Origin of the sequence: Streptomyces luteogriseus (genome assembly GCF_014205055.1) — a bacterium.
Classification (GTDB): domain Bacteria; phylum Actinomycetota; class Actinomycetes; order Streptomycetales; family Streptomycetaceae; genus Streptomyces; species Streptomyces luteogriseus.
The window spans coordinates 575,227-601,916 of sequence record NZ_JACHMS010000001.1; the positions used below are offsets into that span (position 1 = coordinate 575,227).

Genomic DNA, 26,690 nt, shown 5'->3' on the forward strand with positions numbered 1-26,690 from the left:
TGAGGAGAGTCACGCGATGGGCGTTGCCCCGGCGCCGTCCGGCCCCGCCATGGAGTCCGACGAGCGCGGGCCCGGCCGAGCGCACTGGCTGCGGGTGGCCCGCGAGACGGCGGACGACCTGGCCACGGACGCCGTGACCCGGGAACAGGCCGGCAAGCCCCCGTTCGACGAGGTGTCGCGGCTGCGCGAGTCGGGGCTGCTGTCGCTGCTCGTCCCGGCGCAGCTCGGAGGAGGCGGCGGGGACTGGGCCGAAGCGTATGCCGTGGTCCGGGAGATCGCGGCGGCGGACGGCGCCATCGGCCAGCTTCTCGGCTGTCACTACTTCATGTCCTGGAGCGCCCGGTTCTTCGCCGACCCCGCCCTCGCCTCCCGGCTCCAGCGGCGGTCCGCGACCGAACAGTGGTGCTGGGGCGGCGGCCTGGCCCGCCAGGAACCGGCGCTGATACTCACCGAGGACACGCGGGGGTACGTGCTGAACGGCCGCCAGAGCTACGCCGCCGGTGTCCTGGTCGCAGACCGGCTCGCCGTACGGGCGGTGCGGGCCGACACCGGCGAACCCCTCGTGCTCGTGGTCGATCCGGCCCTCGCGGGCGTGGCCGTCGACGGTGACGCCGACCCCTTCGGCCAGCGGCTGGCGGCAGGCGGCAGCGCGGAGTTCGACGCCGTGCCGGTCGCCGCCGACGACGTACTGGGTTCCCTGTCGGCGGACGAGGAAGTCCTGTCGCCCCTGACGGCCCTGGTGTCACCGGTCGGTCGCCTCCTGTCGGTGCAGCTCCGGCTCGGCATGGCGGAGGGCGTGCTCGCCGAGGCCCGCGAGTACAGCAGGACCGGCCACTCGCCCTGGCTGCCGGACCGGCCGGCCGGCGCCCCGCAGGACCCGCAGGTGCTCACGGCGTACGGGGAGCTCACCGTGCTCACCCGCTCGGCGTCCGCCCTGGCCGACCAGGCGTGCCAGGCCGTGCGGGGCGGGCTGGCCGACGGCGAGGACCTCACCTACGAGGAGTACGCGGAGGTCTCCGTCCTCGTGGCCATGGCCGAAGCCGCCGCGTCCAGGGCCGCCCAGGAGACCACCGCCCGTGCCCTCGACATCATCGGTGCCCGCTCCGCGTCCGCGCGGCTGGGGTTCGACCGGTTCTGGCGCAACGCCCGGACCCACACCCTGTACGAGCCCGTGGGCCAGCGCCTCCGGGACGTCGGGGACTACTTCCTCAACGGCGCGTACCCTCCGTTCGTCCTCCCCGTCTGACCGCGCGGGGACATGCCGTCCGCTCCGCCGTAGGGTGAATCCCCCACGAGCAGGACAGGAGGCCGAGGTGGCCGGGACGACACGGACGGGGACGACGGTCGCCGAGGTGATGGCCGAGCTGGCCGCGCTCGAGGACCCGAAGGCGCGGGCGGTGAACGAGCGGCACGGCGACGACCACGGGGTGAACCTCGGCAAGCTGCGCGCGCTCGCGAAGCGACTGAAGACACAGCATGAACTCGCCCGCGGCCTCTGGGAGACGGACGACACCGCCGCGCGGCTGCTGGCGCTTCTGATCTGCCGTCCGAAGGCGTTCGGGCGGGACGAGCTGGACGTCATGCTGCGCGGGGCGCGCGCCCCCAAGGTCCACGACTGGCTCGTGAACTACGTGGTGAAGAAGAGCCCGCACTGTGAGGAACTGCGTCTGGCCTGGACCGCCGATCCGGACCCCGTCGTCGCGAGTGCCGGCTGGGCGCTCACCACCGAGCGGGTGGCGAAGAGGCCCGAGGGCCTGGACCTGGCGGGGCTGCTCGACGTCATCGAGGCGGAGATGAAGGACGGCCCGGACCGTCTGCAGTGGGCGATGAACCACTGCCTGGCCCGGATCGGCATCGAGCGTCCCGAGCTCCGGGGCCGGGCGATCGGCATCGGTGAGCGCCTGGAGGTGCTCAAGGACTACCCGACGTCCCCGGGCTGCACATCGCCGTACGCGCCCGTCTGGATCGACGAGATGGTCCGGCGGCAGCAGTCGTAGGCGCGTGCCCCTGGGCGGCCGGTGCTCAGCGGGGGTTCCCCGCGGCGCCACCTTCGCCGCGGAGGCCGGTCGACGACAGGCCCGTGAGACCGGCCGCGGTGTCGGCCGGCTGCAGGTGCGGGCCGATCCACTCGCACAGCAGGACCGTGGCATCGTCCTGGAGACGGCCGTCGTGGTATTCGAGGACCGCCTGGATGAGGCGGCGCAGCGTCTCGGGGACGGGCAGGCCGTCGGCGTGGTGGCGGATGAGGAAGTCGGTGAAGCGTGCCAGGCCGAACTCCCGGCCACCGGAGCGGCGCGCCTCGGTGATGCCGTCGGTGTAGAAGACGATACGGTCGCCCGGCTGGAGGTGCTCCTCGCACACGAGCGTGCGCAGCCCCAGGTCGGTGCCCATCGGGTGGGCCGGCGGGCAGGCCAGATGACTGGTCCAGCGGTTGTCGCGAATGATGATCGGCGGATGGTGGCCGCGGTTGACCCACCGCAGGACACCGGTGCGGGTGTCGAGGGTGGCCAGGACTCCGGTGACGTAGCGCCGGTGGTCGTACTGCTCCAGAAGGGCGGCTTCGACGGCGTCGGCCTTCTCCACGAGGCCCGCCCCCTGGCGGCGGGCATTGCGGCAGGCGCCGAGGGCGAGGGCTCCGGACAGGCCGGCCGCCGTGTCGTGGCCCATCGCGTCGAAGATCGTCAGGTGGACCAGGGGCCCGTCGACGGCGTATTCGAAGACGTCGCCGCTGATGTCGTAGGCCGGTTCCAGGGACGCGGAGATCGCCACCCTGCCGTCGGCGTAGGTGCGCGGGGGCAGCAGGTTCCACTGCATCTCCGCGGTCACGCTCATCGGCCGTGCGCGCACCAGCTTGGCCAGTGCGTCGCTGGTGCCCCTCTTGCTGACGATGATCAGGGAGATGAGCGCCGCCAGCGCCTCCATGTCCACGCGGGCCTCGGCGTCGTCGCGCTCGGTGCTCACCCGCAGCAGCCCGATGCGTTCCGTCCCGTCCAGCAGCGGCACCCACCACTGGAACAGCTCACCGCCCGGGGGTGCGGCGGGCAGGACGTCGCCGTACTGATAGGCCCGCCCGGCGACCGTCCCCTCGACGTGCAGCTCCGTGTCGTGCCCCTGGGGAGCCGCCTCGCCCCCCGGGACCAGGCGCAGGGTGGTGCGCTGCAGATCGGCCACGTAGATCAGCACCTGGTGGAAGGAGGCCGCGCGTGCGCACGCGGTCGCCTTGGCCGGAAGCAGCTCGATCGGCATGAGATGGCTGGCGTCCAACAGCTCGGCGAGCATCCGCCGGGCACCCTCACCGCTGCGCTCCATCGGTCTCGCCTCCGTTCGCCGCACTGGACGGCCACCCGAGAAGCGGCGTCCCGGAGACGGGCCCGCGGCCCCCGGCGGGGCGCCGCCGGGGACGGCAACGGCTCGGCCAGGCTTCGACGGGCCCGCTCCGGGTACTTCCATGGCGAAACGACCCGCCGGGGAAGGAAACGGAGGCACGAAGGCCGTGTTGCTGTCCCATTCGCTCGATCACGGAGTTCTCGTCGTCACGGTCCATGAGGACCCCGGGGTCGGCGGGCGCGCCGTGCTCCTCGCGCAGATCAGTGACCTCGTCCGGGCCTACCGGCCGGCGCCCGTCGTCATCGTCCTCGACGATTCGGCCGCCCGGGGCGCGGTGGTCAGCGTGGTCCTCCGGGTGCACCGCCTGTGCAGGGGGCTGGGCACGCTGATGTCGGTGGCCACGCACAGCGCGCCCACCCGTCGAGCGCTCGAGGTGGGCGCCGACACGGGCGGCACGCGACTGGTCGTCCACGCGCGTGTGGACACGGCCGTCTCGGCCGCGTTCGCGGCGGCGGCCTGAGGAGCGGTTCAGCGGCGTCACGGCATCGTGCTCTGGGCGCTGATGAGTTCGGTGACCGCCCGCAGACCGCCCCTGGCGAGGGCGGCGCGCTGCCGGTCGGCGCCGGTCCCGTCCTGCAGCAGCCGGTGGATCAGGGACGTGACCTGCCGTGAGTCGCCGGACGCCTCGAGGGCGGGAGCCACGTGCCGCAGGAATTCGTAGAGCACGTCGCCGGCACGGTGCGGCGTGCCGCCCGGGTCGACCAGGGTGTCGCCGAGGCCGTGCCGGGCGGCGTGCCACATGGTGGCCTGGAGCAGTTCCGGCGCGCTGTCGGGCAGGGGTGAGTCGGCGGCCGCTTCCGCCAGGGCGGTCTCCACGAGGGCCCGGACGATCGCGGCGAGCATGACCGCCTCGTCCGCGCGCAGCTGGACGTCCGGGCACCGCACTTCGATGGTCGGATACGTGGCCGAGAGGCGGGCCTGCCAGTAGAGCTGGCCGACGTCGGAGATCAGGCCGGACTCCAGCAGGCGTTCCACGCGCCGGTCGTAGTCCGCGGCGTCGTCGAAGTGCGGGGGCACGCCGCTGACCGGCCACCGGCTGAAGATCACCGTGCGCCAGCTCGCGAAGCCCGTGTCGTGGCCGTCCCAGAGGGGTGAGTTCGCCGCCATGGCCGTTAGCGTCGGCAGCCGGTGCCGGATCCGGTTGAGGACCTGTACACCCGCTTCCCGGTCGGGCACGGCCACATGCACATGGGTGCCGTTGACGAGCTGCTCCGCCACCAGCTGCGGTGCCTGGGTGACCATGGCCCGGTAGCGGGCCTGGTCGGTGACGGCGATGGGGCGGCCGTGCCGCAGCGGTGGGGTGCCGCACACCCCGATCCGGCAGCCGTGCTGTTCGGCGGCCACACCGACGGCGTGCCGCAGCCGGAGCAGATGGCCGCCGACCTCCTCCAGGGTGTGGCAGACCGGTGTGGCCACCTCGACCTGCGCCTGGAGCAGTTCGTACTGCACTTCTTGGTCGGTCACCAGATGCCCCACGCCCGCCGCTGCGCGCACTTTGTCCGCCTGAGGTACCGGCAGGCCCGTGACCGGGTCGAGCAGCAGGTACTCCTCTTCCACGCCGATCGTCGTCATCGACCACCCTCTGTTCCACCCGGCGGAGCCGGGCCGGATTCCGGCGCGCTTCGGGCACACCTCACGCAGGCGCTGCTGGCGCGCCTCACGCAGCGATGGTCACCTCTCAGGGGGCACGCTCGTGGGTTACCGAGTGCCGCGCTCGCGGCGGGACAAAACACGACACAGGCAGAGAAAACGCTTGGACTCTCGCCCCCCCCTGACCGGCACGCTGTTCGACGACCGCCCGGAGAAGATCCACTGCTGAACCCTGTTCGGTACCCGGTGGCACGGCCGGACTACGGCATGGGCGCCGCGCGCCCCTCAGTGACCGTAGGGGGGCTCGAAGCAGCCGGTCTCCGGGTAGGGGCCGTTGGTCCGCACCTCGAAGTTCGACTTCTGCACGAACGCCGACACGCAGGCGTCGGCGTGGACGCGCAGGGCGACCCGCGCCCCCGCGGGCGTGACGTAGTGGTCGTCCTTCCAGCGCGCGGACATCTCCGTGACGGTGAGCGTGCCGCCGAGGCGTCTGCCGCTCTGCGTGACGCGCTCCTCCTCGTAGCCGAGCCGGAGCAGAGCCGCCCGGACGTGCTCGGGATCCCACTCGCGTTGCTTCCACAGGCGCTCCAGCACCGGCCGGATGCGGTCGGCCTCCCGCCGGGCGTCCTTCTCGTGGGCCGGAGCCATCTCGCCCTCGCGGCGGTAGGCGTTGTTGTCGTTGTAGTGCGGGGCGCCGTCGCCGGCGCCGGGTTCCACGTACGGCGAGGCACCGGAGGCAGGAGGTGAGGACGGGGCGGACGGGCTCGGAGCGGTTCCCGCCGCCTCCGAGGCGTGCAGGTCGCCGCAGGCGGTGAGGGCCGCCGCCAGGGCGAGTGCCGCGGCCGGCCCAAGGAGGGCGCGGCGGGCGGGCGTTGAGGTGGACATGAGGCCCACCTTCTCATCGCCGCCACTCCCCGTCTCGTGGGCGGGCACCGGCGCCATCGCGCCGACCACACTCCGCGAGGATGCTCGTGCGCCCGAGGCTGAGGCGGCCGGAGATCACATCGGGGGTTTCGCCACCGCGGCGGGACTCCGGCGCCCGTGCCGCTCATGGCGCCGCCACTCGCCGCCGCCGTCGCGGGAGATCCACAGGCCTTCGCCTTTCACCAGGTCGTACGTCGCCGTCGTCGCGTCGGCGATGCCGTAGAGGGTCGTGCCGGAGACGGCGAACGACGTGAACGCCGCAGGGGTCCGCAGCTCGTGGAAGGCGCTGTTGCCGCGGTCGTCCGCGAGCCAGTAGCGGCCGCCCTCCTCGCCGACGAGCAGCCGCCCGTCCGCGAGCAGTTCCAGGACCAGGAACTCCGGGCCACGCTTCAGTTCCCTCCAGGGAACACCGCCGCCGAGCACCGTCCGCCAGTGCGCGCCGGCGTCCGTCGTCACCAACAGGCCGCGCACGTCGTCGCCTTGGAGGAGGGACAGTGCGGCGGTGCCGCCCCGCGCGGTGAGGGCGCCGCCCGCGTACGGCCTCGGGACGGCCGTGGAACCGAGGGTGCGGCCGTCGCGCTGCCGTACGACGCGGTCGGGGGCCTCGGTCAGGGACTGGTCCAGGCTCCAGGCGGTACCCCGCTCGTCGACGGCAAGGCGGACGGTGTCGTCCGGCACCCCGGCCGGGGGCGCCACGGTGCGGGTGGCGGGGCGGTAGACGAGGGTCGGCTCCGGTTCGGCGAGCAGGATGTCGCCGGGGCGGGTGCGCAACGGGGTACCGGTGATGTCGACCGCGTGCCGTCTGCCCCGTACGTCGAGGGCGTACGCTCCGTCGGCGCTCTCCCCGGCCGGCACCCGCACGAAGCCCCCGGGTACCCCCTTGAACTCGGCGCGGACCGCCTCCGCGTCCCCGTGTTCCGCGTGCTCGGCGACCGTACGGCCGTCGGGGCCGACGATGCGCCAGGCGGAGGCGGCCGGCCCCTCGTCGTCCTCGACGTTGCCGGCGTCGAAGGTCAGGAGGAGCGAGCCGTCGTCCGCGCGGGCCACGCCCGTGGGGGCCCCGGCCGCCTCGATGACGTCGGCGGGGAGCGGGTGGGGGTCTTCGATGACACGCCGGTACCTGGCCTCGCGGTCGCGGTCACCGGGCCCCCGGTCGTCGGAGCCGCTCGGGGCGCAGGCGGCCAGAGCCAGCACCAGCGCCGCGCTCACGGCGGCCACGAACCGGACGGTGGGATTCGGCATCCCCGGCCCCGCCGTGGCCGGGCTCGGTGGTGTCGTCGTGTGCCGGCCGCCCGTGGGGCGGGCCGGTGCGGTGGAGTGGTGGATCGCCGGTCCTCCGGGAACTCGTGCAGGGGGCGGAGAGGCCCGTTCGCCGCAATCCTCGCAGCCGGCGGCGCCAGGGAGGGCGGGGGAAGTCGTAGAACCGGATGTTCCCCTGTGCGCAGGGACGGCTGGTCCCCTCCGGGCCCGGTGCTCAGGGCTTGGCCGGCGTCACCTTCCTGTCGGTGCCGTTCACCCGCACGGTGACCTTGTTCCGGTTCCGGGCCCGGTCGGCCGTGACGGTGTACGAGGTGACCTTCCCGTTCCGCCAGGTGCAGCCGACCTCGTAGCCGCCCCGTGCGCGGAGTCCGGTGAAGGAACCCTTCGCCTTCCAGTCGTCCGGCAGGGCGGGCAGCAGGTGGATGACGCCGCCGTGGCTCTGCAGGAGCATCTCCGCCACGGCACCGGAGATGCCGAAGTTGCCGTCCATCTGGAAGGGCGGGTGGTTGCAGAACAGGTTGGGCAACGTGTTGTAGGTCAGCAGTCCGCGCAGCATGATCCGGGCGCGGTGGCCGTCGCCCAGGCGGGCGAAGAGAGCCGCGCGCCAGGGCCAGGTCCATGAACGGCGGCTGTCGCCCGACACCGTCCCGGCCGTGAACGGGACGCCTTCCTTCTCGCCGCAGCGCGCCTTGAGCGATACGAGGGCGGCGGCCGCGAAGTCCGGTGTCCCGGGGGTGATCTGACGGCCCGGGTAGACGGCGAAGAGGTGCGAGGTGTGGCGGTGGATGTCGGTGGGGCTGTCGATGTCCTCCTGCCACTCCTGCAGTTGGCCCCACTTGCCGATCTTGTTCGGTGCGAGGCGTGCCTGCAGGTCCGCGACCCTGGCCCGGTAGGCGGGGTCCGCCTCGAGCACCGACTCGCAGTCGAGGTAGTTCTGGAACAGGTCCCAGATGATCTGCTGGTCGTACATGACGCCGTCCTCGCGCGGCCCGTGCTCGGGCGACCAGCCGTCGGGGGCGACGAGGAGTCCGTCCTCGCGTTCCTTGAGGTGGTCCTCCCAGAACTGGCAGATCTCCTTGATCATCGGGTGGGCGACGGTGCGGAGGTAGTCCATGTCCTGGGTGAACGCCCAGTGCTCGTAGAGGTGTTGCGCGTACCAGGCACTCGCGACGGTGTTCCATTCCCACGCGTTGCCGCCGAAGACGCTCTGGCTGGTGCGGGCGGTCCAGCCGCGCGTGTCCCTGCCGAAGGCATTGCGGGTCGCCACACGGCTGGGCACCGCCACCTGCTCGACGAACCGGACGAGCGCCTCGTGACACTCCGGCAGGTTCGTCGTCTCGGCTCCCCAGTAGTTCATCTGCACATTGATGTTGGTGTGGTAGTCGGAGGCCCATGCGGGCTGGTTGCTGTCGTTCCACAGGCCCTGGAGGTTGGCGGGCAGGCCGTTCGGGCGGGAGGAACTGACGAGCAGGTAGCGGCCGTAGTCGAACATCGTCTGCTCGAGTGTCGGGTCCGCCCCGCCAGCCGCGTAGCGGGCCAGCCGGGCGTCGGTCGGCAGAGCCGTGACGGCGGCGACGGAGGTGCCCCAGTCGACCGCGACGCGTTTCGTCAGGGCGCGTACTTCGGCGGTGTGCTCGTCGCGCAGTGAGTCGTAGGGCCGGGCGGCTGCCTTGCCGAGCGTCCTGGCGACGACCGGTGCCGGATCGGCTCCGCGCCATCCCGCGGCGGCGTCCGGCTTGTAGTCGGTGCGGGCGTCGAGGAACAGGGTCAGGGTCGTGCATCCGCTGAACCGGAGCACCGGACCGTCGGCCCGGAGATCGCCGTCGGTGTGCACGGCCTGGACGGTGCACGCGTGCTTGAGGCCGTTGCCCATGACGCCGCTGAAGGCGATCCGCCCGGCGGCGGCGTCGACGGTCGTGGGGGCCTCGTCCTGTGCGGATGTCAGCGCTATCGCTCCGGAGAGGTCGCGGGCGCGCTCCGCCGTGTACCGGAAGACCATGACGTCCGCGGACCGGGCGGCGAAGGCCTCGCGCAGCACGCGCCTTCCCGGCGCGCCGAAACGGGTGACGTGGAGGCCGTTCACGAAGTCGAGGGAGCGCTGGTAGTCGACGACCGTCCGCAGGGTGCGCGTGTCGAAGCCCTGGCCCGCAAGCGCGATCTCCGCGATCTGGACGCCTCCGGACGACGCTCGGGGCGTCAGGGTGAGCCGGTAGGTGCGGTAGGCGGTGTCGTCGGTGATCCGGAAGGTCCGGGTCTCGCCGCGCCCGTCGAAGGGCACTGCGGGGTTCTGTGTGTCGAGGGTCGTCCAGGCCTGCCCGTCCTGCGACGCCTCCAGCCGCCATCGTCCGGGATCGTCCCTCGGGCGGTCCGGGGCCGCCGTCAGGGTGTAAGAGGTGAGGGCGACCGGGCGGGGCAGGTGGGCCTGCCACACGACCTCCGGTGTGGCTGCGTCGACCCGCCAGACCGTGACGGGATCGCGGTCCACCGAACTCGAGATGCCCGTGGCCCGCGACCGTGCCCCGGCGCCGGATCCTCTGGAGTGCCCGCTCGGCGACGACAGGTACATCACACCGTCCGCGCCGAGGTCGACGCCGGTCAGGCCGATCTCGCTCACCTGGAAGTGGCTGACGCCTGCTTTCGGTGTGAAGTCGAAGCGGTAGAAGCGGTGGGCCGCGCTCTCCGCGCAGGTGAACTCCTTGGTCTGGAAGCGGTTTTCGAAGGGCGCGTCGAGAGTGCGTCTGTCGAGCGTGTTCCAGGTGGTGCCGTCCGCGGAACCGGAGAACGTCCACTCCTGCGGGTCGCGCCGCGGTACGTCGTCGGCGCTCGTCAGCCGGTAGGACGCGACCGCCGTGGGTGTGGGGAGCTCGACCTGCCACTGCACCTTCGCACCCGGCCCCTCGACGCACCACTTGGTAGTCGGCCGACCGTCGTACGTCTTGTCGACACCCTCCGACGAGGAGCTGCTGTACGGACCTCCGGGAGCCGTGACCTCCGGGCTCGTACGGGGAGCGAAGGTGACGACGACGTCACCGAAGTTCCGGTACGAGCCGAAGCCGGTCATGCCGGTGTCGAACTCGCTGTCCGGCTTGCCCGCCAGGGCGTTGTCGTAGTCGTTGACCCCGCCCCAGAGGCTCTGCTCGTTGAACTGGATGCGCTCCTCGTGGGGATCGGCGAAGAGCATGGCGCCGAGCCGGCCGTTACCGATGGGCAGTGCCTGGGACTGCCAGTCCGCGGCGGGTACGGAGTAGGTCAGCGCCTCGCGCGTCAGGGTGGGCCACCGGAAAGCCCTCGGTTCCCCGGCCTCCGCGGCGACAGCCTGTCCTCCGGGAGAGGCGCCGGTCACCCGGGAGAGCAGCGGGGCGACGGCGAGGCCACCGCCGAACTTGAGAAGGCTGCGTCGCTGCGGTTGGGATTCTTTGCCCACGGTGTGATCTCCCGGCCCATTCATCGGCTCTTTCGTGGAGGAATTGACGCCGCATCGACATCCACCAGCGGCCCGAACATCGTGGCCGCGATATAGATCGGATGTCTAGGGGCGTGCAGCACACGATGACCGCCAAGGTCGGCAACTGGCCCGGCCCATCCCGGACTGCAAAAATGAAGGCCAGAGGCACATGGACCAGTCTCACCTGGAGGTACCCGTGAAGATGCTCATCAACGTCCCGGAGACCGTGGTCGCGGACGCACTGCGCGGCCTGGCAGCTGCCCACCCGGAGCTGACCGTGGACGTGGAGAACCGGGTGATCGTGCGGCGGGACGCTCCCGTCGCCGGGCAGGTGGGACTGGTCTCGGGCGGAGGATCGGGCCACGAGCCGTTGCACGGCGGCTTCGTGGGTCCCGGCATGCTGTCGGCGGCCTGCCCGGGCGAGGTGTTCACCTCCCCCGTGCCCGACCAGATGCTGCGCGCGGCCGCCGCCGTGGACAGCGGCGCCGGCGTGCTGTTCATCGTGAAGAACTACACCGGTGACGTGCTCAACTTCGACATGGCCGCCGAGTTGGCCGAGGACGAGGGCATCCAGGTCGCGAAGGTGCTGGTCAACGACGACGTGGCCGTGACCGACAGCCTGTACACGGCGGGACGGCGCGGTACGGGCGCGACCCTGTTCGTGGAGAAGATCGCGGGTGCCGCGGCCGCCGAGGGCATGCCGCTGGAGCGGGTCCAGGCCATCGCGCGGCAGGTGAACGAGAGCTCCCGCAGCTTCGGGATCGCGCTCAGCGCCTGCAGCACACCCGCGAAGGGCAGCCCCACCTTCGATCTGCCGCCCGGCGAACTGGAGTTGGGCATCGGCATCCACGGTGAGCCCGGCCGGGAGCGGCGCTCCATGATGACCTCCGGCGAGATCGCCGAGGCCGCCGTCGAGGCGGTGGTGGAGGACCTCCAGCCGCGCAATCCGGTGCTGGTCCTGGTCAACGGCATGGGCGCGACGCCGCTGCTCGAGTTGTACGGCTTCAACGCCGAGGTGCACCGGGTGCTCGCCCAGCGCGGCGTCCCCGTCGCCCGTGTCCTCGTGGGCAACTACGTCACCTCTCTGGACATGGCGGGCGCCTCGCTCACCCTGTGCCAGGTCGACGAGGAACTGCTGCGGCTGTACGACGCGCCGGTGAGTACCCCGGGTCTGCGCTGGGGCATGTGACCCGAAGGGGGTAGAGGATCACCACGTACCTACCAGGCAAGGAGACCCAGTGCTCGACGCCGAATTCTTCCGCCGCTGGATGACGGCGACCGCAGCGTCCGTCGACCGCGAGGCGGAACGGCTCACCGCCCTCGACTCCCCCATCGGGGACGCCGACCACGGCAGCAACCTCCACCGCGGATTCACGGCCGTCGTGGCCGCCCTGGAGAAAGAGCCCCCCGGCACGCCCGGCGGGGTGCTCACCCTCGCCGGACGCCAGCTGATCTCGACGGTCGGCGGCGCCTCGGGGCCGTTGTACGGCACGCTGCTGCGCCGTACCGGCAAGGCCCTCGGCGACGCCGGTGAGGTCAGTGCGGAACAGCTGGCCGAGGCCCTGCGGGCCGGCGTGGACGCGGTCATGACCCTCGGTGGTGCCGCCCCGGGCGACAAGACCATGATCGACGCGCTGGTGCCCGCCGTGGACGCGCTCGGCGAGTCGTTCACGGCGGCCCGGACCGCGGCGGAGGAGGGCGCCGTGGCGACGACGCCCCTGCAGGCACGCAAGGGCAGGGCCAGCTATCTGGGCGAGCGCAGCATCGGCCACCAGGACCCGGGTGCCACGTCGGCGGCGCTGCTGATCGCCGGACTCACGGAGGCCGCAGGTGAGTGACGAGCAGCTGGTGGGGATCGTTCTGGTGTCGCACAGCGCGGCGGTGGCCGCGTCCGTCGCCGAGCTGGCGAAGGGCCTCGCGGGCGGCGGCCCGGTGGTGCCCGTCGCTCCGGCGGGCGGCACCGAGGGTGGCGGGCTCGGCACCAGCTCCGAACTGATCGCCGCCGCGGCCGCGTCCGTCGACCGCGGCGCCGGAGTCGCCGTCCTGACCGATCTGGGCAGCGCCGTGCTCACGGTGAAGGCGCTGCTCGCGGAGGGTGACGAACTCCCGGAGCCGACACGCCTGGTGGACGCCCCCTTCGTGGAGGGGGCCGTGGCCGCGGTCGTCACCGCGTCCACCGGGGCGGACCTGGCAGCGGTGGAGGCGGCGGCCACGGAGGCGTACACGTACCGGAAGGTGTGAGGGACGGCTGCGGCCGGGCACGCCCGAAGGCGGTGCCCGGCCGCAGCCGTGCCGGTGACGTGGTGTCAGCCGCTCAGCCCCCGTCCGCCGCGTCCCCTTCGACGAACCGCTTCGCCATCCGCTCCCCCTCGGTCACGGCCGCGGCGTGGTCCTCGATGGGCGACACCTTGGTGTTCTTGAAGACGATGTAGGTGACACCGGAGGGTGCACCGCCGCCGTGCGGGTCGGCGCGGATGCCGAGGGCCTCGGCGGTCGCGTAGGACGCCTCCCCGATGATGCCCTGCGGGCCCGTGTCACCGACGACCGCGTACTGGACCCGGTCGCGGTACATGACGGCCACCACCGAACCGCCGCCGATGCCGTGGTCCCGGTAGTCCCAGAGGGCGCTCGGCGCGGGTACGACGATGAAGGGCAGACGCTCGGCGCTCAACGGGCGGCCGTCGGAGCCGGCGTAGGCCGTGCTCGCGGCGAAGTACGGGTCGGTGCGGCGGTTGCAGCGAGGGCCGGGGGTGCCGTCGCAGTCGATGTCCATGTCGGCCTTCCAGAACACGGCGTCGCGGGTGCCGCAGACCGGGATGTTCGCGGGTGCGCCGTTGTCACTGCGGTACCGGCCGCGGGAGACGGGAGCGCAGTCCCGCACCTTGGCGAGCAGATCGGCGGTGCTCACGGTGCCTTCGCGCCACACGGCGGGCCGGGCGTGGGCGGTGGGGGGTGTCGTAGGGGCGAGCAGGGCGGCGCTGGCCACGGCCAGAGTGAGCGACTGGACACGCACGATACGAAGCCTCTCGTGGGGGACCTGACGGGCACTCAGCCCAATGTGGTCCCGAGGCGATCACCCGGCCACCGCTGGGGGGCCGGACGGTGCACGTCCCCAACCTCCGACAGGGGCCGGGCGCCTGAGTCCGCGTAAGGCTCCGGCCGCCCGGCCGCCCGCGCCGGCGCGGGATCTGCGACGACAGCGGTTCCGCGCGACAGGCCTGAACTCCCCGCTGCACGCGCGGAGTTCGGCCGTGAGGGCTTCAGCATACGTAACTCCTGCGGGTGGTCACGCACGGCCGGGGGTGACGCCCCCACGAGGCGACTTCCATGACCGGCGGCCAGCCTCTTGATGTGATCGCGCCAACAGCGTCATATTGGTCCGGACCATTCCCGTGAACCTGCTGGCCGCCCACCCCCGGAGGCAGTGCCGTGCGAGGACGTTCCGCTCCCCCATCCCTCCCGCGCCGCCTGGCCCTCTGCGGGGCCCTCCTCCTGCTCGCCTCCTGCGGCTGGGCCGGAGCGGAGGAACGGGACGGCGTGGGGGTGCCCGGGGCGCCGACGGGTGTCACCGCTGCGGCGGGCAGCGCGACGAGCGTGCACGTCATGTGGAACGCGACCGCCCGGGCCGATCGCTACGAGGTGTATCGCGGCACCACGAAGGTCAGAGAAGTGCCGGGTTCACAGCACATGGTGGATGTCACCAGGCTCCGGCCCTCCACGCGGTACCTCTTCTCCGTACGGGCGCGGGACGTCGACGGCCTGCTCGGGCCGCCGAGCCGCCGGGTGCCCGCGAGGACACCCGCGGCCGCCGTGGACGACCGCTCCGCGCCGACCCGCCCGTCGGCGCCCCGCGGTCGGGCGGCCGGAAGCCGCGCGGTCCAGCTGTCCTGGTCCGCCTCGACGGACGACCGGGGTGTGGTGTCGTACGACATCCACCAGGGAGGCACGAAGATCCACAGTGTGGGCGGGGGCCAGACCGCGACCGTGCTCACAGGGCTGCGGCCCGGCACGGACTACACGTTCACCGTCCGGGCCCGGGACGCGGCCGGCAACGTCTCCCCCGCCGGTCCCGCGGTCCGCCTCACCACACCGGGCAGGGGCGACGGCCGGGCCACCGCCCCCACGGGCTTCCGGGCGACGAGCCACCGCGAGGACGGGGCCTACCAGCTCGATCTGAGCTGGGTGCCGCCCCGCGTGGACGGCGAGGTCACCGAGTACCAGATCCCTCTGGACGGCAGGCCCGCCACATCCCTGGTGTACGGCGGCGCCGCCCCGCGCGAGCGGGCCACCTACAGCTTCTACGCCGGGCGGCGCCCCGGTGTCACCCACCGGGTCCGCGTCCGGGCGATGCTGCCCGACGGCACCTGGGGAGGCTTCTCGGCGGAGCGTGCGGTGACGACGGGCTCGGGGCGCTGACGCACTCCGCCGCTTCGGCCGGGAGAGGCAACCCGTCACCTGCACGGGGGCGCTCGACGTGCGGCCGGGGCCCGGGGAGCTTTGGCTGACCTCGAGGCAGCACGGGCGTTCCCCGACCCTCGGCGGCGCAAGGGATGTACCGCCAACCGTGCCGCCGGAGGGCAGTCCACATGCGCAACTCATCGTCAGTTCTCCGCTCCGGCCTGACCGTGGCAGTCGCCGCGCTGCCCCTCGCCCTGGCCGCGGTGCCCGCCGTCGCGGGCCCGGGCATCTCCGTGAGCACCACGGGGTCCACGGTGTCGGTCACGACCAGCTCATGCACCCAGATCAACGGCAGCTGGGGCACCGCCTCGCTTCTCACCAGCAGTCAGGGCAGTTTCGCCCAGGGCCGCCAGGTGACGCTGTCGGGGACGTCCACGAGTCAGTCGGCCGCCTGGTCGAGTGTCTCCCCGGGCACCTACACCGTCATCGTCGTCTGCTCGGACGGCACCACCGCGGGCACGCAGTCCGTCGTGGTCTCCACCGCCCCCTCCCCCTCCCCCTCGCGGTCGGTGTCCCCCTCGGCGTCGCCGTCCCGCGGCGTCATGGGCGGGGTCGGCGGCAGCACGACGGACTACGGAACCGTCACGCTCGTCGCGGGCGGCACGCTGGTCGGCGCCGGCGTCCTCGGAGCGGCCTGGTACCTGCGCCGGCGCACCAAGCCGTACCGGCTCTGACCCGGTACGGACGGCGGCCCGTTCCCCCGAAGCGCTCCGGGCGGACGGGCCGCCGTCATGCCGTGACCGCGCCGGACCGCACTCAATCCGTGACAGGTCCGGACGGGCCCGCCACCGGCCCGGCCGGCTCGGCCCGTCCGGCGTCCGGGAGTTCGGCGAAGTCCGCGAGGGCGCGCCGGAGCCACTGGGTCCAGAAGGTCTCCAGGTCGATGCCGGCCCGCAGCACGAGGTGCCGCAGCCGGACCTCGGCGCCGTCCCGGCCGGGCGGGAAGTCGCGCTTCTCGATCTCCTCGTACTCCGCCAGCTGCCGTTCGTGCAGCTCCAGATGGCGCCGCAGATCCGCCTCCAGGCCCGCCGTGCCGACCACGGCCGCCGCCCTGAGCCGCAGCAGCAGCGCGTCGCGGTGCGGCTTGGGGTCCTGGGAGGCGGAGGTCCAGCGGGCCAGTTCGGCGCGGCCCGCCGGCAGGACCTCGTAGCTCTTCTTCTGCCCCCGGGCCGGCTGTTCGGACGGCAGTGCCCGGATGAGGCCGTCGGCCTCCAGTTTCCCCAGCTCGCGGTAGATCTGCTGGTGCGTCGCCGACCAGAAGTAGCCGATCGACCGGTCGAACCGGCGGGTCAGCTCCAGGCCCGAGGACTTCTTCTCGAGCAGGGCGGTGAGGATCGCGTGCGGGAGTGACATGGCCTCATCCTAGGGACGCGTCACCGCACTACAGCGCGGCCGCCAGCTCCGTGCCCTGCTTGATGGCGCGCTTGGCGTCCAGCTCGGCGGCCACGTCGGCACCGCCGATGAGGTGTGTGCTGCGCCCGGCGGCGAGCAGCTCCTCGTACAGGCCGCGGCGCGGCTCCTGGCCCGTGCACAGCACGATCGTGTCGACCTCGAGGACCGTGCTCTCCTCGCCGACGGTGATGTGGAGTCCGGCGTCGTCGATCCGGTCGTAGCTCGCGCCCGGGACCATGGTGACGCCGCGGTGCTTGAGCTCGGTGCGGTGGATCCAGCCGGTGGTCTTGCCGAGGCCGGCGCCGACCTTGGACGTCTTGCGCTGGAGCAGGTGGACGGTGCGCGGCGGGGCGGGCCGCTCGGGCGCGGCGAGGCCTCCGGGGCCGGTGTAGTCCATGTCGACGCCCCACTGGCGGAAGTACGTCGCCGGGTCCTCGTGGGCCTTGTCTCCGCCGTCGGTGAGGAACTCGGCGACGTCGAAGCCGATGCCACCCGCGCCGAGGATCGCGACCCGGTCGCCGACGGGGGCGCCGTCGCGCAGGACGTCGAGGTAGCCGACGACGCTCGGGTGGTCGACGCCGGGGATCTCGGGAATGCGCGGGGTGACGCCGGTGGCGACGACGACCTCGTCGAAACCGTCGACGTCCGCCGCCGTGACCAGGGTGTTCAAGCGGATGTCGACGCCGTGCCAGTCGAGCTGGGTGCGGAAGTAGCGCAGCGTCTCGTCGAATTCCTGCTTGCCCGGGACCTTGCGGGCGACGTTGAGCTGGCCGCCGATCTCGCTCGCCGCGTCGAACAGGGTCACCTCGTGCCCGCGCTCGGCGGCGGAGACCGCGCAGGCGAGGCCGGCCGGGCCGGCGCCGACGACCGCGACGCGCTTGCGCAGCCGGGTCGGGGAGAGCACGAGCTCGGTCTCGTGGCAGGCGCGCGGGTTGACCAGGCAGGAGGTGATCAGGCCGCTGAAGGTGTGGTCGAGGCAGGCCTGGTTGCAGCCGATGCAGGTGTTGATCGCCTCGGGGCGGCCGGCTGCGGCCTTGGTGACGAAGTCCGGGTCGGCGAGCATCGGGCGGGCCATCGACACCATGTCGGCGACGCCCTCGGCGAGCAGTTCCTCGGCGAGTTCGGGGGTGTTGATGCGGTTGGTGGTGACGAGGGGCACGGACACCTCGCCCATGAGCCGCTTGGTCACCCAGGTGTACGCGCCGCGCGGCACGGAGGTCGCGATGGTGGGGATGCGGGCCTCGTGCCAGCCGATGCCGGTGTTGATGATCGTCGCTCCGGCGGCCTCGACGGCCTTGGCGAGGGTGACGACCTCGTCGAGGGTCGAGCCGCCCGGGACGAGGTCGAGCATGGACAGCCGGTAGATGACGATGAAGTCCTCGCCGACCGCCTCGCGCACCCGGCGCACGATCTCCAGCGGGAAGCGCGTGCGGTTCTCGTAGGAGCCGCCCCATCCGTCCGTGCGGTGGTTGGTCTGCAAGGCGATGAACTCGTTGATGAGGTAGCCCTCGGAGCCCATGATCTCGACGCCGTCGTAGCCGGCCTGCCGGGCGAGGCGGGCGGCACGGGCGTAGTCGTCGATCGTCCGCTCGATGTCGGCGTCGGTGAGTTCGCGGGGCGGGAAGGGGCTGATCGGCGCCTGGACCGGGCTCGGCGCGACGAGGTCCTTGTGGTAGGCGTACCGGCCGAAGTGCAGGATCTGCATCGCGATCCGCCCGCCTTCGCGGTGCACGGCGTCGGTGATGACCCGGTGCTGCTCGGCCTCTTCCTCGGTGGTGAGCTTGGCGCCGCCCTCGTAGGGCCGCCCCTCGTCGTTGGGGGCGATGCCGCCGGTGACGATCAGGCCCACTCCCCCGCGGGCGCGGGCGGCGTAGAAGGCGGCCATGCGCGCGAAGCCGCCCTCGGCCTCCTCCAGGCCGACGTGCATGGAGCCCATGAGGACCCGGTTGGGCAGGGTCGTGAAGCCCAGGTCGAGGGGGGTCAGCAGGTGCGGGTATCGGCTCATCGGGCCCTCCGTGCGCGGTGTCGTGCCTGTAGTTGTAGAGGACGACCGACCGTTTATGCAACTAGTTGCACAAGGTGATGGAGGGCACAGGAGGGCCAGGACCAGCGGCCTTGGGCCGCCGACCTCGGGGTGGACCTCGCGGGCCGGCTGATCGGCCACCGGGGCTCGACGAGGTCGTGGTCGGTGGGCACGGGCTGAGGCGGGCCGGGATCGCCGTGCACGGGACGTCGGGGCACTCCGGGTCGCGCGCCGTGCTCTGGTCGGCCCGGTGTCAGCGGGCCGCGCACCTCGTAGGACTGCCGGGAGCGGGCCCACTGTCCGGGGCGAGCCGGGGATTCCCACTGTCGCCGAACTCACGACGGCCTATCGCCACGGTCGTGCGGGGTTCTCCGCCCTCCCGGGCGGGTGCGAGACCGGCGGGGACATCCGCCCCACGCCGTGCTTCGGCGGCTCGCTCACCGCCGCCCGGGCCCTGTCCGCGCGCGATGAGCGAGCCGGGCGCCGTACCGGCCGTCCTCGACCCGCTGACGAGGTGACGAGCGCTCACCGGCTCTGCAGCCGGACGTGCAGCTCCTTCTCCTGGTCTCCGGAGACGGTACTCAGGTCGTGCACGTCGAACAGGGAGTCCAGGGTCGTGCGGAACCGTTCGATCGCCCAGTAGCCGCCGTGCAGGTCGGCGTCGACGGAGGACGCCAGATGCACCGGTCGCGAGCCCTCGTGCTCGTCGGCGACGTCGAAGGTGCCGAGCCATACGGTCGGGCGGGTCTCGTGCAGTTCCTCGGGCACGTCGTCGGCACACCGGTCGGACTCGAAGCAGGAGCACAGCGCGTCGAACACGATCCGGGCGTCCTGCTTGCTGCACCCGCTGATCTCCACCGAGACGGAGTGGGGGTGCGGTCGCTCGTGGTTCATCGCCATCGTGATCGCTCCTCTCGAGACCACCGGATGCCGTATCCGCCCCTACCCCAGCAAAGCACCACCTTCCGGCGAGCACTACCGGCGGCGCCCTTCTCCCGGCGGCGGTTTTGCGGGGCGGCCCACGCCGTGTTGGGAGATGGTGGAAGGTGACGGAAGGGGCCTTCGGGAACGGCTCCGCGCGGTAGAACATGGGGTGTCGGCACACGACGGCGTGCCGCGAGGACGGCGAAGGCGGGGCGTGGGATGAGTGCAGCCGGGTCTCCCGAGTCCGCGGGCGACGGTCCGGTGCGCGGGTCGGCGCGCCCGAGCGGTCTGCTCGACGTGCTGCGCGTGGCCTCGGTGGTCCTGGACGCCGAGGGCCGCATCGTGCTGTGGAGCCCGCAGGCGGAGGAGCTGTTCGGGTACGAGGCACGGGAGGCGCTCGGGCAGTACGCCGCCCGCATCATGGTCCACGAGCAGCACGTCGACCTCGTGGTCAAGCTGTTCGCCGACGTCATGGGCACCGGGCAGAGCTGGGCCGGGGCGTTCCCGATCCGCCGCAAGGACGGCAGCACCCGGCTGGTGGAGTTCCGCAACATGCGGCTGCTGGACGACCAGGGCGACGTCTACGCGCTGGGGCTGTGCGCCGACCAGGGCACCGTGCACCGGCTGGAGCGCGAGGTGGCGCTGTCGACGCGGATGATCGCGCAGTCCCCCATCGGGCTGGCCGTGCTGGACACCGAGCTGCGGTACGTCTCCGTCAACAAGGCGCTGGAGGAGATCAACGGCGTCCCGGCCGATGAGCACCTGGGCCGCACAGTCCGCGAGGTGGTGCCGCGGATGGACGTCGACGCCCTGGAGACCGCCACGCGCCGGGTGCTGCAGACGGGCACACCGGTCGTCGACCAGTCCACGATCGGCCGCACCCCGGCCGACCCGCACCAGGACCATGCCTGGTCGGTCTCGCTGTACCGGCTGGAGAACGCCTTCGGGACCGTACTGGGCGTGGCCGTCTCGATCGTCGACGTCACCGAGCAGTACCGGGCCGGCATCGAGGCCGAGGCCGCGCGCCGGCGGCTGGCCCTGATCGCCGATGCCTCGGGCCGGATCGGCACCACGCTGGACCTGGACCGCACGGCCCGTGAGCTGGCCGAGGTGGCCGTGCCGGAGCTGGCCGACATCGCTGCCGTCGACCTGCTGGACGCGGTGGTGCAGGGCCGCCGCACCAGCCTGGGCCCCGCCGAGTCAGCCGTGATCCGCGCACTGGCGGTGCAGGGGTACGACTCCGCAGAAGCCCTGGAGGCGGCCGACCCTCCCGGGCAGGTCGCCCGGTACGCCTCCGACCGGCTCGTCACCCAGTGCGTGCGCACCGCGAGCCCCGTGATGCTGCCGGAGGTCAAGGACGAGGACCTGGACCGCATCGCCCGTTCCTCCGAGGCGGCCGAGCTGCTGGGGCGGGCCGGGGTGCACTCGTATCTGGCGGTGCCGCTGATCGCGCGGGGCGAGGTGCTGGGGGCCCTGGACCTCAAGCGCACCCGCAATCCGCTGCCGTTCAGCGACGACGACCTGCTGCTGGCGCGCGAGCTGGCCGCCCGGGCCGCCGTACAGATCGACAACGCCCGCTGGTACCAGAGCGCCCGCGAGACCGCGCTCACGCTCCAGCGCAGTCTGCTGCCCAGCCATCCGCCGGTGACGGGCGGTCTGGAGGTCGCCTCCCGCTACCAGCCGGCCGGGGCCACGAGCGAGGTCGGGGGCGACTGGTTCGACGTGATCCCGCTGGACGGCGGCAAGACGGCGCTCGTCGTGGGCGATGTGATGGGCAGCGGCATTCCCGCGGCGGCGGCCATGGGGCGGCTGCGGACGGCGACCAACACCCTCGCCTCCCTCGACCTCGATCCGCATGTGCTCCTGGAGCACCTCGACAGGATCACCGCAGGGCTGGAGCAGGCCATCGCCACCTGCGTCTACGCCGTTCACGACCCGCATCTGCGGCAGTGCCGGATCGCCAACGCCGGCCACCTGCCGCCGGTGCGAGTCCGGCCCGGCCGGGCGCCGGAGCTGCTCGATCTGCCGACCGGGGTGCCGCTCGGCGTGGGCGGTGTCGCCTTCTCGACGACCACCGTCGACCTGGAGCCAGGCGACCGGCTGGTGTTCTACACCGACGGCCTCGTCGAGACCCGGCGCGACCCCCTCGACGAACGGCTCGACACGCTGCTGTCGCTGCTCGAAGGGCCCGACCGGCCGCTGGAGGACGTCTGCGACCTGCTGCTGCGCACGCTGCACGAGCCGGACAACTTCGACGACGTGGCCCTGCTCATCGCACGGGTGACCACACCGGAGTGAGGGCCCGAGGGCCTATGGCCTCACGCCGGTCACCACGTGGGCGTACAGCTCCTCCGACACGGCCAGCCGTGTCTCCAGGCCATGGCGTTCGAGGGCGGCCACCGCGGTCGGGGCCTGGTGCCGGCTCGTCTCCATCAGGACGCTGCCGCCGGGGGCGAGCCAGCGGGGCGCCTCGGCCGCGACCCGGCGCAGGACGTCGAGGCCGTCCGTGCCGCCGTCGAGCGCGACGAGCGGCTCGTGGTCCCTGGCCTCCTGCGGCAGCAGGCCGATCTCGTCGCTCGGCACGTAGGGCACGTTGGCCGCGAGGATGCCGACGCGGCCGCGCAGCGCGGGGGGCAGCGCCTCGAACAGATCGCCCTGGTGTGCCTGACCGCCGACGGCGGCGATGTTGCCGCGGGCGCACCGCACGGCGACGGGATCGATGTCGGCGGCGTGCAGTTCGACGGGGCCGAGCGCGGCGGCCAGCGCCGCTCCCACGGCGCCCGAACCGCAGCACAGGTCCACGACGGCCCCGGTCCCGGGCGCCCGCTCGAGGGCCTGTTCCACCAGGAACTCGGTGCGCCGGCGGGGCACGAAGACGCCCGGCGCGACGGCGATGCGCAGGCCCCGGAACTCGGCCCAGCCGACGACGTGTTCGAGAGGCAGGCCGGCGACGCGGCGCTCGACCATGGCGGCGGTCTCGGCCGGGGTGCGCGCGGTGGCGAGGATCAACTCGGCCTCGTCCTCGGCGAAGACGCATCCCGCGGTGCGCAGGGCGGCGACGACGGAGTCACGGGAGGACGGTGTGGAAGGGGGGACGGCGGACACAGACGGCATGGAAGCCCAGAGCCTTTCGGGAACCGAAGGGCGCTCCGGCGATCGCCTACGACCGGCGATCCGCGCGACGTCGAGAGGAGAGCACCCGAACTGACACAGCGGTAATGGGTCTCACCTCCTCGGCTTCCGGTGACCGGGCCCCTGCCCGGCCGGACGACAACCCTACCCCGACGGGTCGGCCGACGGGCACGGCGACGGTGACACCGTCCGGGCGGGTGGTTGGGGCATGCAACCATGGAGGGAGAGAGCAGCACCGTGGTGAGGGAGGTCCCGTGCACACCGCCGACGCCGTCGAGACCATCCAGCGGGAGATGACGGTCTTCGCCCGTCGCGCCCGGGCCGCCGCGGGCCGGATGCACCCCGAGCTGTCGCTGGTGTCGTACACGCTGCTCGGGCATCTGGAGGAGGTCGGCGGCTGCCGCGCCACCGACCTGGCCACCCACTACGCCCTGGACAAGTCCACCGTCAGCCGCCAGGTGGCCGCCCTGGAGCGCGCCGGCCTCATCGAGCGACGCCCCGACACCACGGACCAGCGCGTCCAGGTGCTGCACCTGACGCGGGCCGGGCGGCACATCCTGGCCCAGGTCACCGAGAGCCGGCGGGCGGCCTTCCGGGAGCGCCTCGCCGACTGGCCGGCGGAGGACCTGAGCCGGTTCGCCGAGTACCTCGTGCGCTACAACGCCTGGCGCGGCCCCGGCCGGGAGGAGTAGGCCGCACTCCCCGTACGGTTGAATAGGCAATCACTGATCACCCGGCCCGGCGGGCACCGTCGGACCGGCCCGGAGGCACCACCGCATGCACATCACCCGAGGCTTCACCGGCCGCCCGCGCGTCGCCGGCCCCGGTCTGCCACCCGGCCAGTACGACGCGGGCGACGACTGGCCCGTCCTGTCCGCCGAGGTCACCCCCGAGCTGGCACCCGCCGACTGGACCTTCCGCGTCGACGGGCTGGTGGCCGAGCCCCGCACCTGGGACTGGGACGAGGCACACCGGCTGCCCCCGTCGGCGTACGAGGGCGCCATCCACTGTGTGACGAGCTGGTCGAAGTTCGGGGTGCGGTTCACCGGCGTGTCCCTGGACGCGTTCCTGGACGTGGTCCGGCCCCATGGGTCGGCCACCCATGCCGTCGCCTACTCCCACACCGGCTACACCACGAGCCTCCCCTTGTCCGACCTGACCGGCGGGCGCGCCTGGATCGCATGGGAGTACGACGGCAGGCCCCTCGCCCCCGAGCACGGCGGCCCGGCGCGGCTGGTGGTGCCGCACCTGTACTTCTGGAAGAGCGCCAAGTGGATCGCCGGCCTGCGGATCCTCGACCACGACGAGCCGGGCTTCTGGGAGCAGAACGGCTATCACGAGCGGGGCAACCCGTGGGAGGAGCAGAGGTACTCCGGTGACTGAGACCGCACTGACACAGGCCTTCGTGCCTCCGACACGGTTCGCCGTGCCCGGGCGCATCGCCGTGAACGAGCAGGCCGCCTCCGAGTGGCAGACCGCCACGGTCACCGAGATCCGCCGCGAGACTCCCCGCGCCGCCACCTTCCGGCTCGCAGTGCCCGGCTGGCCGGGCCACCTGCCCGGCCAGCACCTGATGGTGCGGCTGACCGCCGAGGACGGCTACGCGGCCCAGCGGCACTACTCGATCGCGTCCGCGCCCGACGACTCCGGCCATGTCGAGCTGACCCTGGACCACGTCGAGGGCGGCGAGGTCTCGGGCTGGTTCCACACCGTCGCCCGGCCCGGCGACCGGGTCGAGGTGCGGGGCCCGGTGAGCGGCTTCTTCGCCTGGCCGGGCGACCGGCCCGCGCTGCTCGTCGGCGCCGGTTCCGGAGTCGTACCGCTGATGTCGATGATCCGGCACCACCGGGCTCGGAACCTGGCCGTGCCGCTGCGGCTGGTGGTGTCCGCGCGCAGCCCCCAGGAGCTCATCTACGCGCGGGAGTTGGGCGCGGAGACGACGCCTGTCTTCACACGGAGCGCGCCTGCGGGGGCGACGGTCGGACGTATGGCGGCCGCACATGTGGCGCCGCTCCTGGCCGAGCAGCCCTCGGGTGGGTGGGAGGCCTATGTGTGCGGTTCCAACTCCTTCGCCGAGCACGCCTCCAGGCTGCTCGTGACGGCCGGTCAGCCGGTGCACCGGATCCGCATCGAACGTTTCGGCTGACCCCGGTTTCGTCGCGGTCGCCCCGGGCACCCAGCCGCGGGGCGGGCTCCTGCCGTGCATACGACCCTGGAGCGATCGATGTGCGCCGGAGGGGGTACCCCCTCCAGGGAGGCACTCGCACGCGTGGCGTGATGCGGAGGGAGCGGTGGCGCACCGCACGGCCGGTCCGGCCCTCCGGCCGCGGTGACGGCGAGGAGGTGGACATGCGTACCCGGGTGCGTGGCTGGCGTTGGCGGCGCAGTCCGCTGCGACGCCGGTCGGATGTCGTCGAAGCGTGGACGGTGCTGGTGGTCGCCGTCCTCGTCCTCGTGGGGGCGCCGCTGGCCGGGGCGGCCGCCGCCTGGTGGGCCCATGACGAGGCACGGTCGGTCTCCGCGGAGCAGCGGGCCGAGCGGCATCGCGTCCGGGCGGAGGTGGTCGCCACCACCGACTCGTTGCCGTCGGTGCAGGCCGGCGGGCAGCGCGCGTACCGGGCGACGGTGCACTGGACCGAGCCGGGCGGCGCCACGCGCACCACGACGACGCGGGTCCCCGCGGACACCCGCCGGGGTGAGGTCGTGGACGTCTGGTTGGACGACCAGGGACGGAGTGTGCTGCCGCCCGTGGACGGGTCGGCGGTCTGGCAGCACACCCTCGCCATCGGGACCTGCGCCACGGGCGGTGCGGTGCTCGTGGTGCTCTTCGGCCACTCCTTGGTACGCCGGGTGGCACTGCGGCGCCGGATGGCGGAGTGGGACCGGGCGTGGGCCCGTACCGAGCCGGAGTGGACGCACCGCCGCGCATGAGGTCCGGGGCCGGTGCCCCGGGGACGGCGCAGACCGGTGAACGCCAGGTGACCCGACCACCTGCGCCCTCCGCCCTCCTCCGTGATCACCCTTCCACGGCTGTGACCAGCACTTCGCCCGCCCCGAGGGGCAGCGGACCGGAGGCAGAGCCGAACAGGACCTGGCCAGTCCTCCGACCACCCACGTAGTGTGATCATCCGCTTTCCCCCGTAGCTGCTCCTGACCCAAGGCGGTCCTGCATGGCCCTGTTCGACCTTCCTCTCGACGAACTCCGCGAATACCGCAGCGCGGCCACAGAGCCCGACGACTTCGACGCCTTCTGGTCCGAGACTCTGCAGGAGGCCCGTCGGCACGATCTGGACGCCCGCTTCGAACCGGTCGACACGGGCCTGACCACCGTCCAGGTGTTCGACGTGACGTACGCCGGCTTCGGCGGGCATCCGGTCAAGGGCTGGCTGACCCTCCCGGCCGGGGCCGAGGGCCCGCTGCCGCTGGTCGTGGAGTTCATCGGCTACGGCGGCGGGCGCGGACTGCCCCACGAACACCTGCTGTGGGCGTCCTCGGGCCGGGCGCACTTCGTGATGGACACCCGCGGACAGGGCTGCGCCTGGGGCGGAGGCGGCGGCACCGCGGACCCGGTGGGCGGGGCGCCCGCGTACCCCGGTTTCATGACCCGCGGCATCGACGCCCCGGAGAACTACTACTACCGCCGGGTCTACACGGACGCGGTGCGTGCCGTCGAGGCGGCCCGCTCGCACCCCCTCACCGACCCGGCGCGCACGGTGGCCGTCGGTTCCAGCCAGGGCGGCGGCATCACCATCGCGGTGGGCGGACTGGTTCCGGACCTGGCGGGCATCGCGCCGGACGTGCCGTTCCTGTGCGACTTCCCGCGCGCGGCGACGATCACCGACCGGCACCCGTACCGCGAGATCGGCCTCTACCTCAAGACGCACCGCGGCCGCACCGAGGACGCCCTGCGCACGGTGTCCTACTTCGACGGCGTCCACTTCGCCGCCCGTGGGCGCGCCCCCGCGCTCTTCTCGGCCGCCCTGGAGGACCAGACCTGCCCGCCGTCGACCGTCTTCGCGGCCTTCAACGCCTGGGACCACGAGGACAAGTCGATCGAGGTCTACGACTTCAACGACCACGAGGGCGGCGGCCCCTTCCAGCAGGCGGCCAAGCTGCGCTGGATGCGCTCGTACATCTGATCCGGCCGTTCACACC

24 protein-coding genes are annotated in these 26,690 nt (G+C 72.8%); 14 read left to right on the top strand and 10 right to left on the bottom strand.

The window, feature by feature from the left end:
* Positions 1–16 precede the first annotated feature (16 nt).
* On the top strand, positions 17–1,246 hold the full coding sequence (locus BJ965_RS02700) for an acyl-CoA dehydrogenase family protein (protein WP_184907175.1): 1,230 nt from the start codon (positions 17–19) through the stop codon (positions 1,244–1,246).
* A 109-nt stretch (positions 1,247–1,355) separates the two neighbouring features.
* Positions 1,356–1,997 (top strand): DNA alkylation repair protein, encoded by a 642-nt coding sequence (locus BJ965_RS02705; protein ID WP_221513399.1) that lies wholly within the window; start codon positions 1,356–1,358, stop codon positions 1,995–1,997.
* Between the two features lie 25 nt (positions 1,998–2,022).
* On the opposite strand, the gene BJ965_RS02710 is transcribed toward BJ965_RS02705, so the two are convergent.
* A complete protein-coding gene (locus BJ965_RS02710) occupies positions 2,023–3,309 on the bottom strand; it encodes a PP2C family protein-serine/threonine phosphatase (protein ID WP_184907177.1) in 1,287 nt (428 codons plus the stop codon).
* Positions 3,310–3,496: 187 nt separating this feature from the next.
* Between BJ965_RS02710 and BJ965_RS02715 the strand changes: the two genes are divergently transcribed.
* Positions 3,497–3,847 carry a hypothetical protein gene (locus tag BJ965_RS02715; protein ID WP_184916678.1) on the top strand — a complete coding sequence of 117 codons (351 nt, stop codon included), beginning with the start codon at positions 3,497–3,499 and terminating at the stop codon, positions 3,845–3,847.
* Between the two features lie 17 nt (positions 3,848–3,864).
* Here the strand turns inward: BJ965_RS02715 and BJ965_RS02720 are convergent, their stop codons facing one another.
* From BJ965_RS02720 to BJ965_RS02735, 4 genes are all read right to left on the bottom strand, one after another.
* A complete protein-coding gene (locus tag BJ965_RS02720; protein ID WP_184907178.1) occupies positions 3,865–4,959 on the bottom strand; it encodes a carboxylate-amine ligase in 1,095 nt (364 codons plus the stop codon).
* Between the two features lie 303 nt (positions 4,960–5,262).
* Entirely contained in the window at positions 5,263–5,862 is a 600-nt protein-coding gene (locus BJ965_RS02725) for a hypothetical protein (RefSeq protein WP_184907179.1), read from the bottom strand.
* Positions 5,863–5,976: 114 nt separating this feature from the next.
* Positions 5,977–7,143 (bottom strand): hypothetical protein, encoded by a 1,167-nt coding sequence (locus BJ965_RS02730; RefSeq protein WP_184907180.1) that lies wholly within the window; start codon positions 7,141–7,143, stop codon positions 5,977–5,979.
* A gap of 232 nt (positions 7,144–7,375) precedes the next feature.
* Positions 7,376–10,585 carry a glycosyl hydrolase family 95 catalytic domain-containing protein gene (locus BJ965_RS02735; RefSeq protein WP_184907181.1) on the bottom strand — a complete coding sequence of 1,070 codons (3,210 nt, stop codon included), beginning with the start codon at positions 10,583–10,585 and terminating at the stop codon, positions 7,376–7,378.
* A gap of 217 nt (positions 10,586–10,802) precedes the next feature.
* On the opposite strand from BJ965_RS02735, the gene dhaK reads away from it, so the two are divergent.
* The 3 genes from dhaK to BJ965_RS02750 are packed head-to-tail and all read left to right on the top strand — an operon-like array spanning position 10,803 to position 12,847.
* Positions 10,803–11,795: a dihydroxyacetone kinase subunit DhaK gene (gene dhaK, locus BJ965_RS02740; protein ID WP_184916681.1), complete on the top strand. Its 993-nt coding sequence runs from the start codon at positions 10,803–10,805 to the stop codon at positions 11,793–11,795.
* Positions 11,796–11,844: 49 nt separating this feature from the next.
* Positions 11,845–12,444 (top strand): dihydroxyacetone kinase subunit DhaL, encoded by a 600-nt coding sequence (dhaL, locus tag BJ965_RS02745; protein WP_184907182.1) that lies wholly within the window; start codon positions 11,845–11,847, stop codon positions 12,442–12,444.
* Positions 12,437–12,847, top strand: coding sequence for a PTS-dependent dihydroxyacetone kinase phosphotransferase subunit DhaM (locus tag BJ965_RS02750; protein ID WP_184907183.1), 411 nt, complete (start codon positions 12,437–12,439; stop codon positions 12,845–12,847). Before dhaL ends, BJ965_RS02750 begins: the two co-directional genes overlap by 8 nt.
* Before the next feature lie 73 nt (positions 12,848–12,920).
* Here the strand turns inward: BJ965_RS02750 and BJ965_RS02755 are convergent, their stop codons facing one another.
* On the bottom strand, positions 12,921–13,619 hold the full coding sequence (locus BJ965_RS02755) for a glycoside hydrolase family 75 protein (RefSeq protein WP_184907184.1): 699 nt from the start codon (positions 13,617–13,619) through the stop codon (positions 12,921–12,923).
* A 416-nt stretch (positions 13,620–14,035) separates the two neighbouring features.
* On the opposite strand from BJ965_RS02755, the gene BJ965_RS02760 reads away from it, so the two are divergent.
* Together BJ965_RS02760 and BJ965_RS02765 are read left to right on the top strand one after the other, a co-directional pair.
* On the top strand, positions 14,036–15,022 hold the full coding sequence (locus tag BJ965_RS02760; RefSeq protein ID WP_184907185.1) for a fibronectin type III domain-containing protein: 987 nt from the start codon (positions 14,036–14,038) through the stop codon (positions 15,020–15,022).
* A gap of 170 nt (positions 15,023–15,192) precedes the next feature.
* Complete coding sequence (locus BJ965_RS02765) at positions 15,193–15,738, top strand: hypothetical protein (RefSeq protein WP_184907186.1); 546 nt, start codon at positions 15,193–15,195, stop codon at positions 15,736–15,738.
* Positions 15,739–15,820: 82 nt separating this feature from the next.
* Here the strand turns inward: BJ965_RS02765 and BJ965_RS02770 are convergent, their stop codons facing one another.
* The 3 genes from BJ965_RS02770 to BJ965_RS02780 form a co-directional block, all read right to left on the bottom strand.
* Positions 15,821–16,417 (bottom strand): PadR family transcriptional regulator, encoded by a 597-nt coding sequence (locus BJ965_RS02770; protein WP_184907187.1) that lies wholly within the window; start codon positions 16,415–16,417, stop codon positions 15,821–15,823.
* Positions 16,418–16,445: 28 nt separating this feature from the next.
* Entirely contained in the window at positions 16,446–18,461 is a 2,016-nt protein-coding gene (locus tag BJ965_RS02775) for an FAD-dependent oxidoreductase (protein ID WP_184907188.1), read from the bottom strand.
* Positions 18,462–19,004: 543 nt separating this feature from the next.
* Positions 19,005–19,373 carry a hypothetical protein gene (locus BJ965_RS02780; protein WP_184916684.1) on the bottom strand — a complete coding sequence of 123 codons (369 nt, stop codon included), beginning with the start codon at positions 19,371–19,373 and terminating at the stop codon, positions 19,005–19,007.
* A 249-nt stretch (positions 19,374–19,622) separates the two neighbouring features.
* On the opposite strand from BJ965_RS02780, the gene BJ965_RS02785 reads away from it, so the two are divergent.
* Positions 19,623–21,701, top strand: a complete 2,079-nt coding sequence (locus BJ965_RS02785) for a SpoIIE family protein phosphatase (protein ID WP_184907189.1) — start codon at positions 19,623–19,625, stop codon at positions 21,699–21,701.
* A 12-nt stretch (positions 21,702–21,713) separates the two neighbouring features.
* Here the strand turns inward: BJ965_RS02785 and BJ965_RS02790 are convergent, their stop codons facing one another.
* On the bottom strand, positions 21,714–22,517 hold the full coding sequence (locus tag BJ965_RS02790; protein WP_184907190.1) for a putative protein N(5)-glutamine methyltransferase: 804 nt from the start codon (positions 22,515–22,517) through the stop codon (positions 21,714–21,716).
* A 272-nt stretch (positions 22,518–22,789) separates the two neighbouring features.
* Between BJ965_RS02790 and BJ965_RS02795 the strand changes: the two genes are divergently transcribed.
* The 5 genes from BJ965_RS02795 (at position 22,790) to BJ965_RS02815 (ending at position 26,674) form a co-directional block, all read left to right on the top strand.
* Entirely contained in the window at positions 22,790–23,227 is a 438-nt protein-coding gene (locus BJ965_RS02795; RefSeq protein ID WP_184907191.1) for a MarR family winged helix-turn-helix transcriptional regulator, read from the top strand.
* 85 nt (positions 23,228–23,312) lie between these two features.
* Entirely contained in the window at positions 23,313–23,918 is a 606-nt protein-coding gene (locus BJ965_RS02800; RefSeq protein ID WP_184907192.1) for a sulfite oxidase-like oxidoreductase, read from the top strand.
* Between the two features lie 7 nt (positions 23,919–23,925).
* Positions 23,926–24,681 carry a ferredoxin reductase gene (locus BJ965_RS02805; RefSeq protein ID WP_184916687.1) on the top strand — a complete coding sequence of 252 codons (756 nt, stop codon included), beginning with the start codon at positions 23,926–23,928 and terminating at the stop codon, positions 24,679–24,681.
* Positions 24,682–24,884: 203 nt separating this feature from the next.
* On the top strand, positions 24,885–25,466 hold the full coding sequence (locus tag BJ965_RS02810; protein ID WP_184907193.1) for an Rv1733c family protein: 582 nt from the start codon (positions 24,885–24,887) through the stop codon (positions 25,464–25,466).
* A 239-nt stretch (positions 25,467–25,705) separates the two neighbouring features.
* A complete protein-coding gene (locus BJ965_RS02815; protein WP_184907194.1) occupies positions 25,706–26,674 on the top strand; it encodes an acetylxylan esterase in 969 nt (322 codons plus the stop codon).
* Positions 26,675–26,690: the final 16 nt, after the last annotated feature.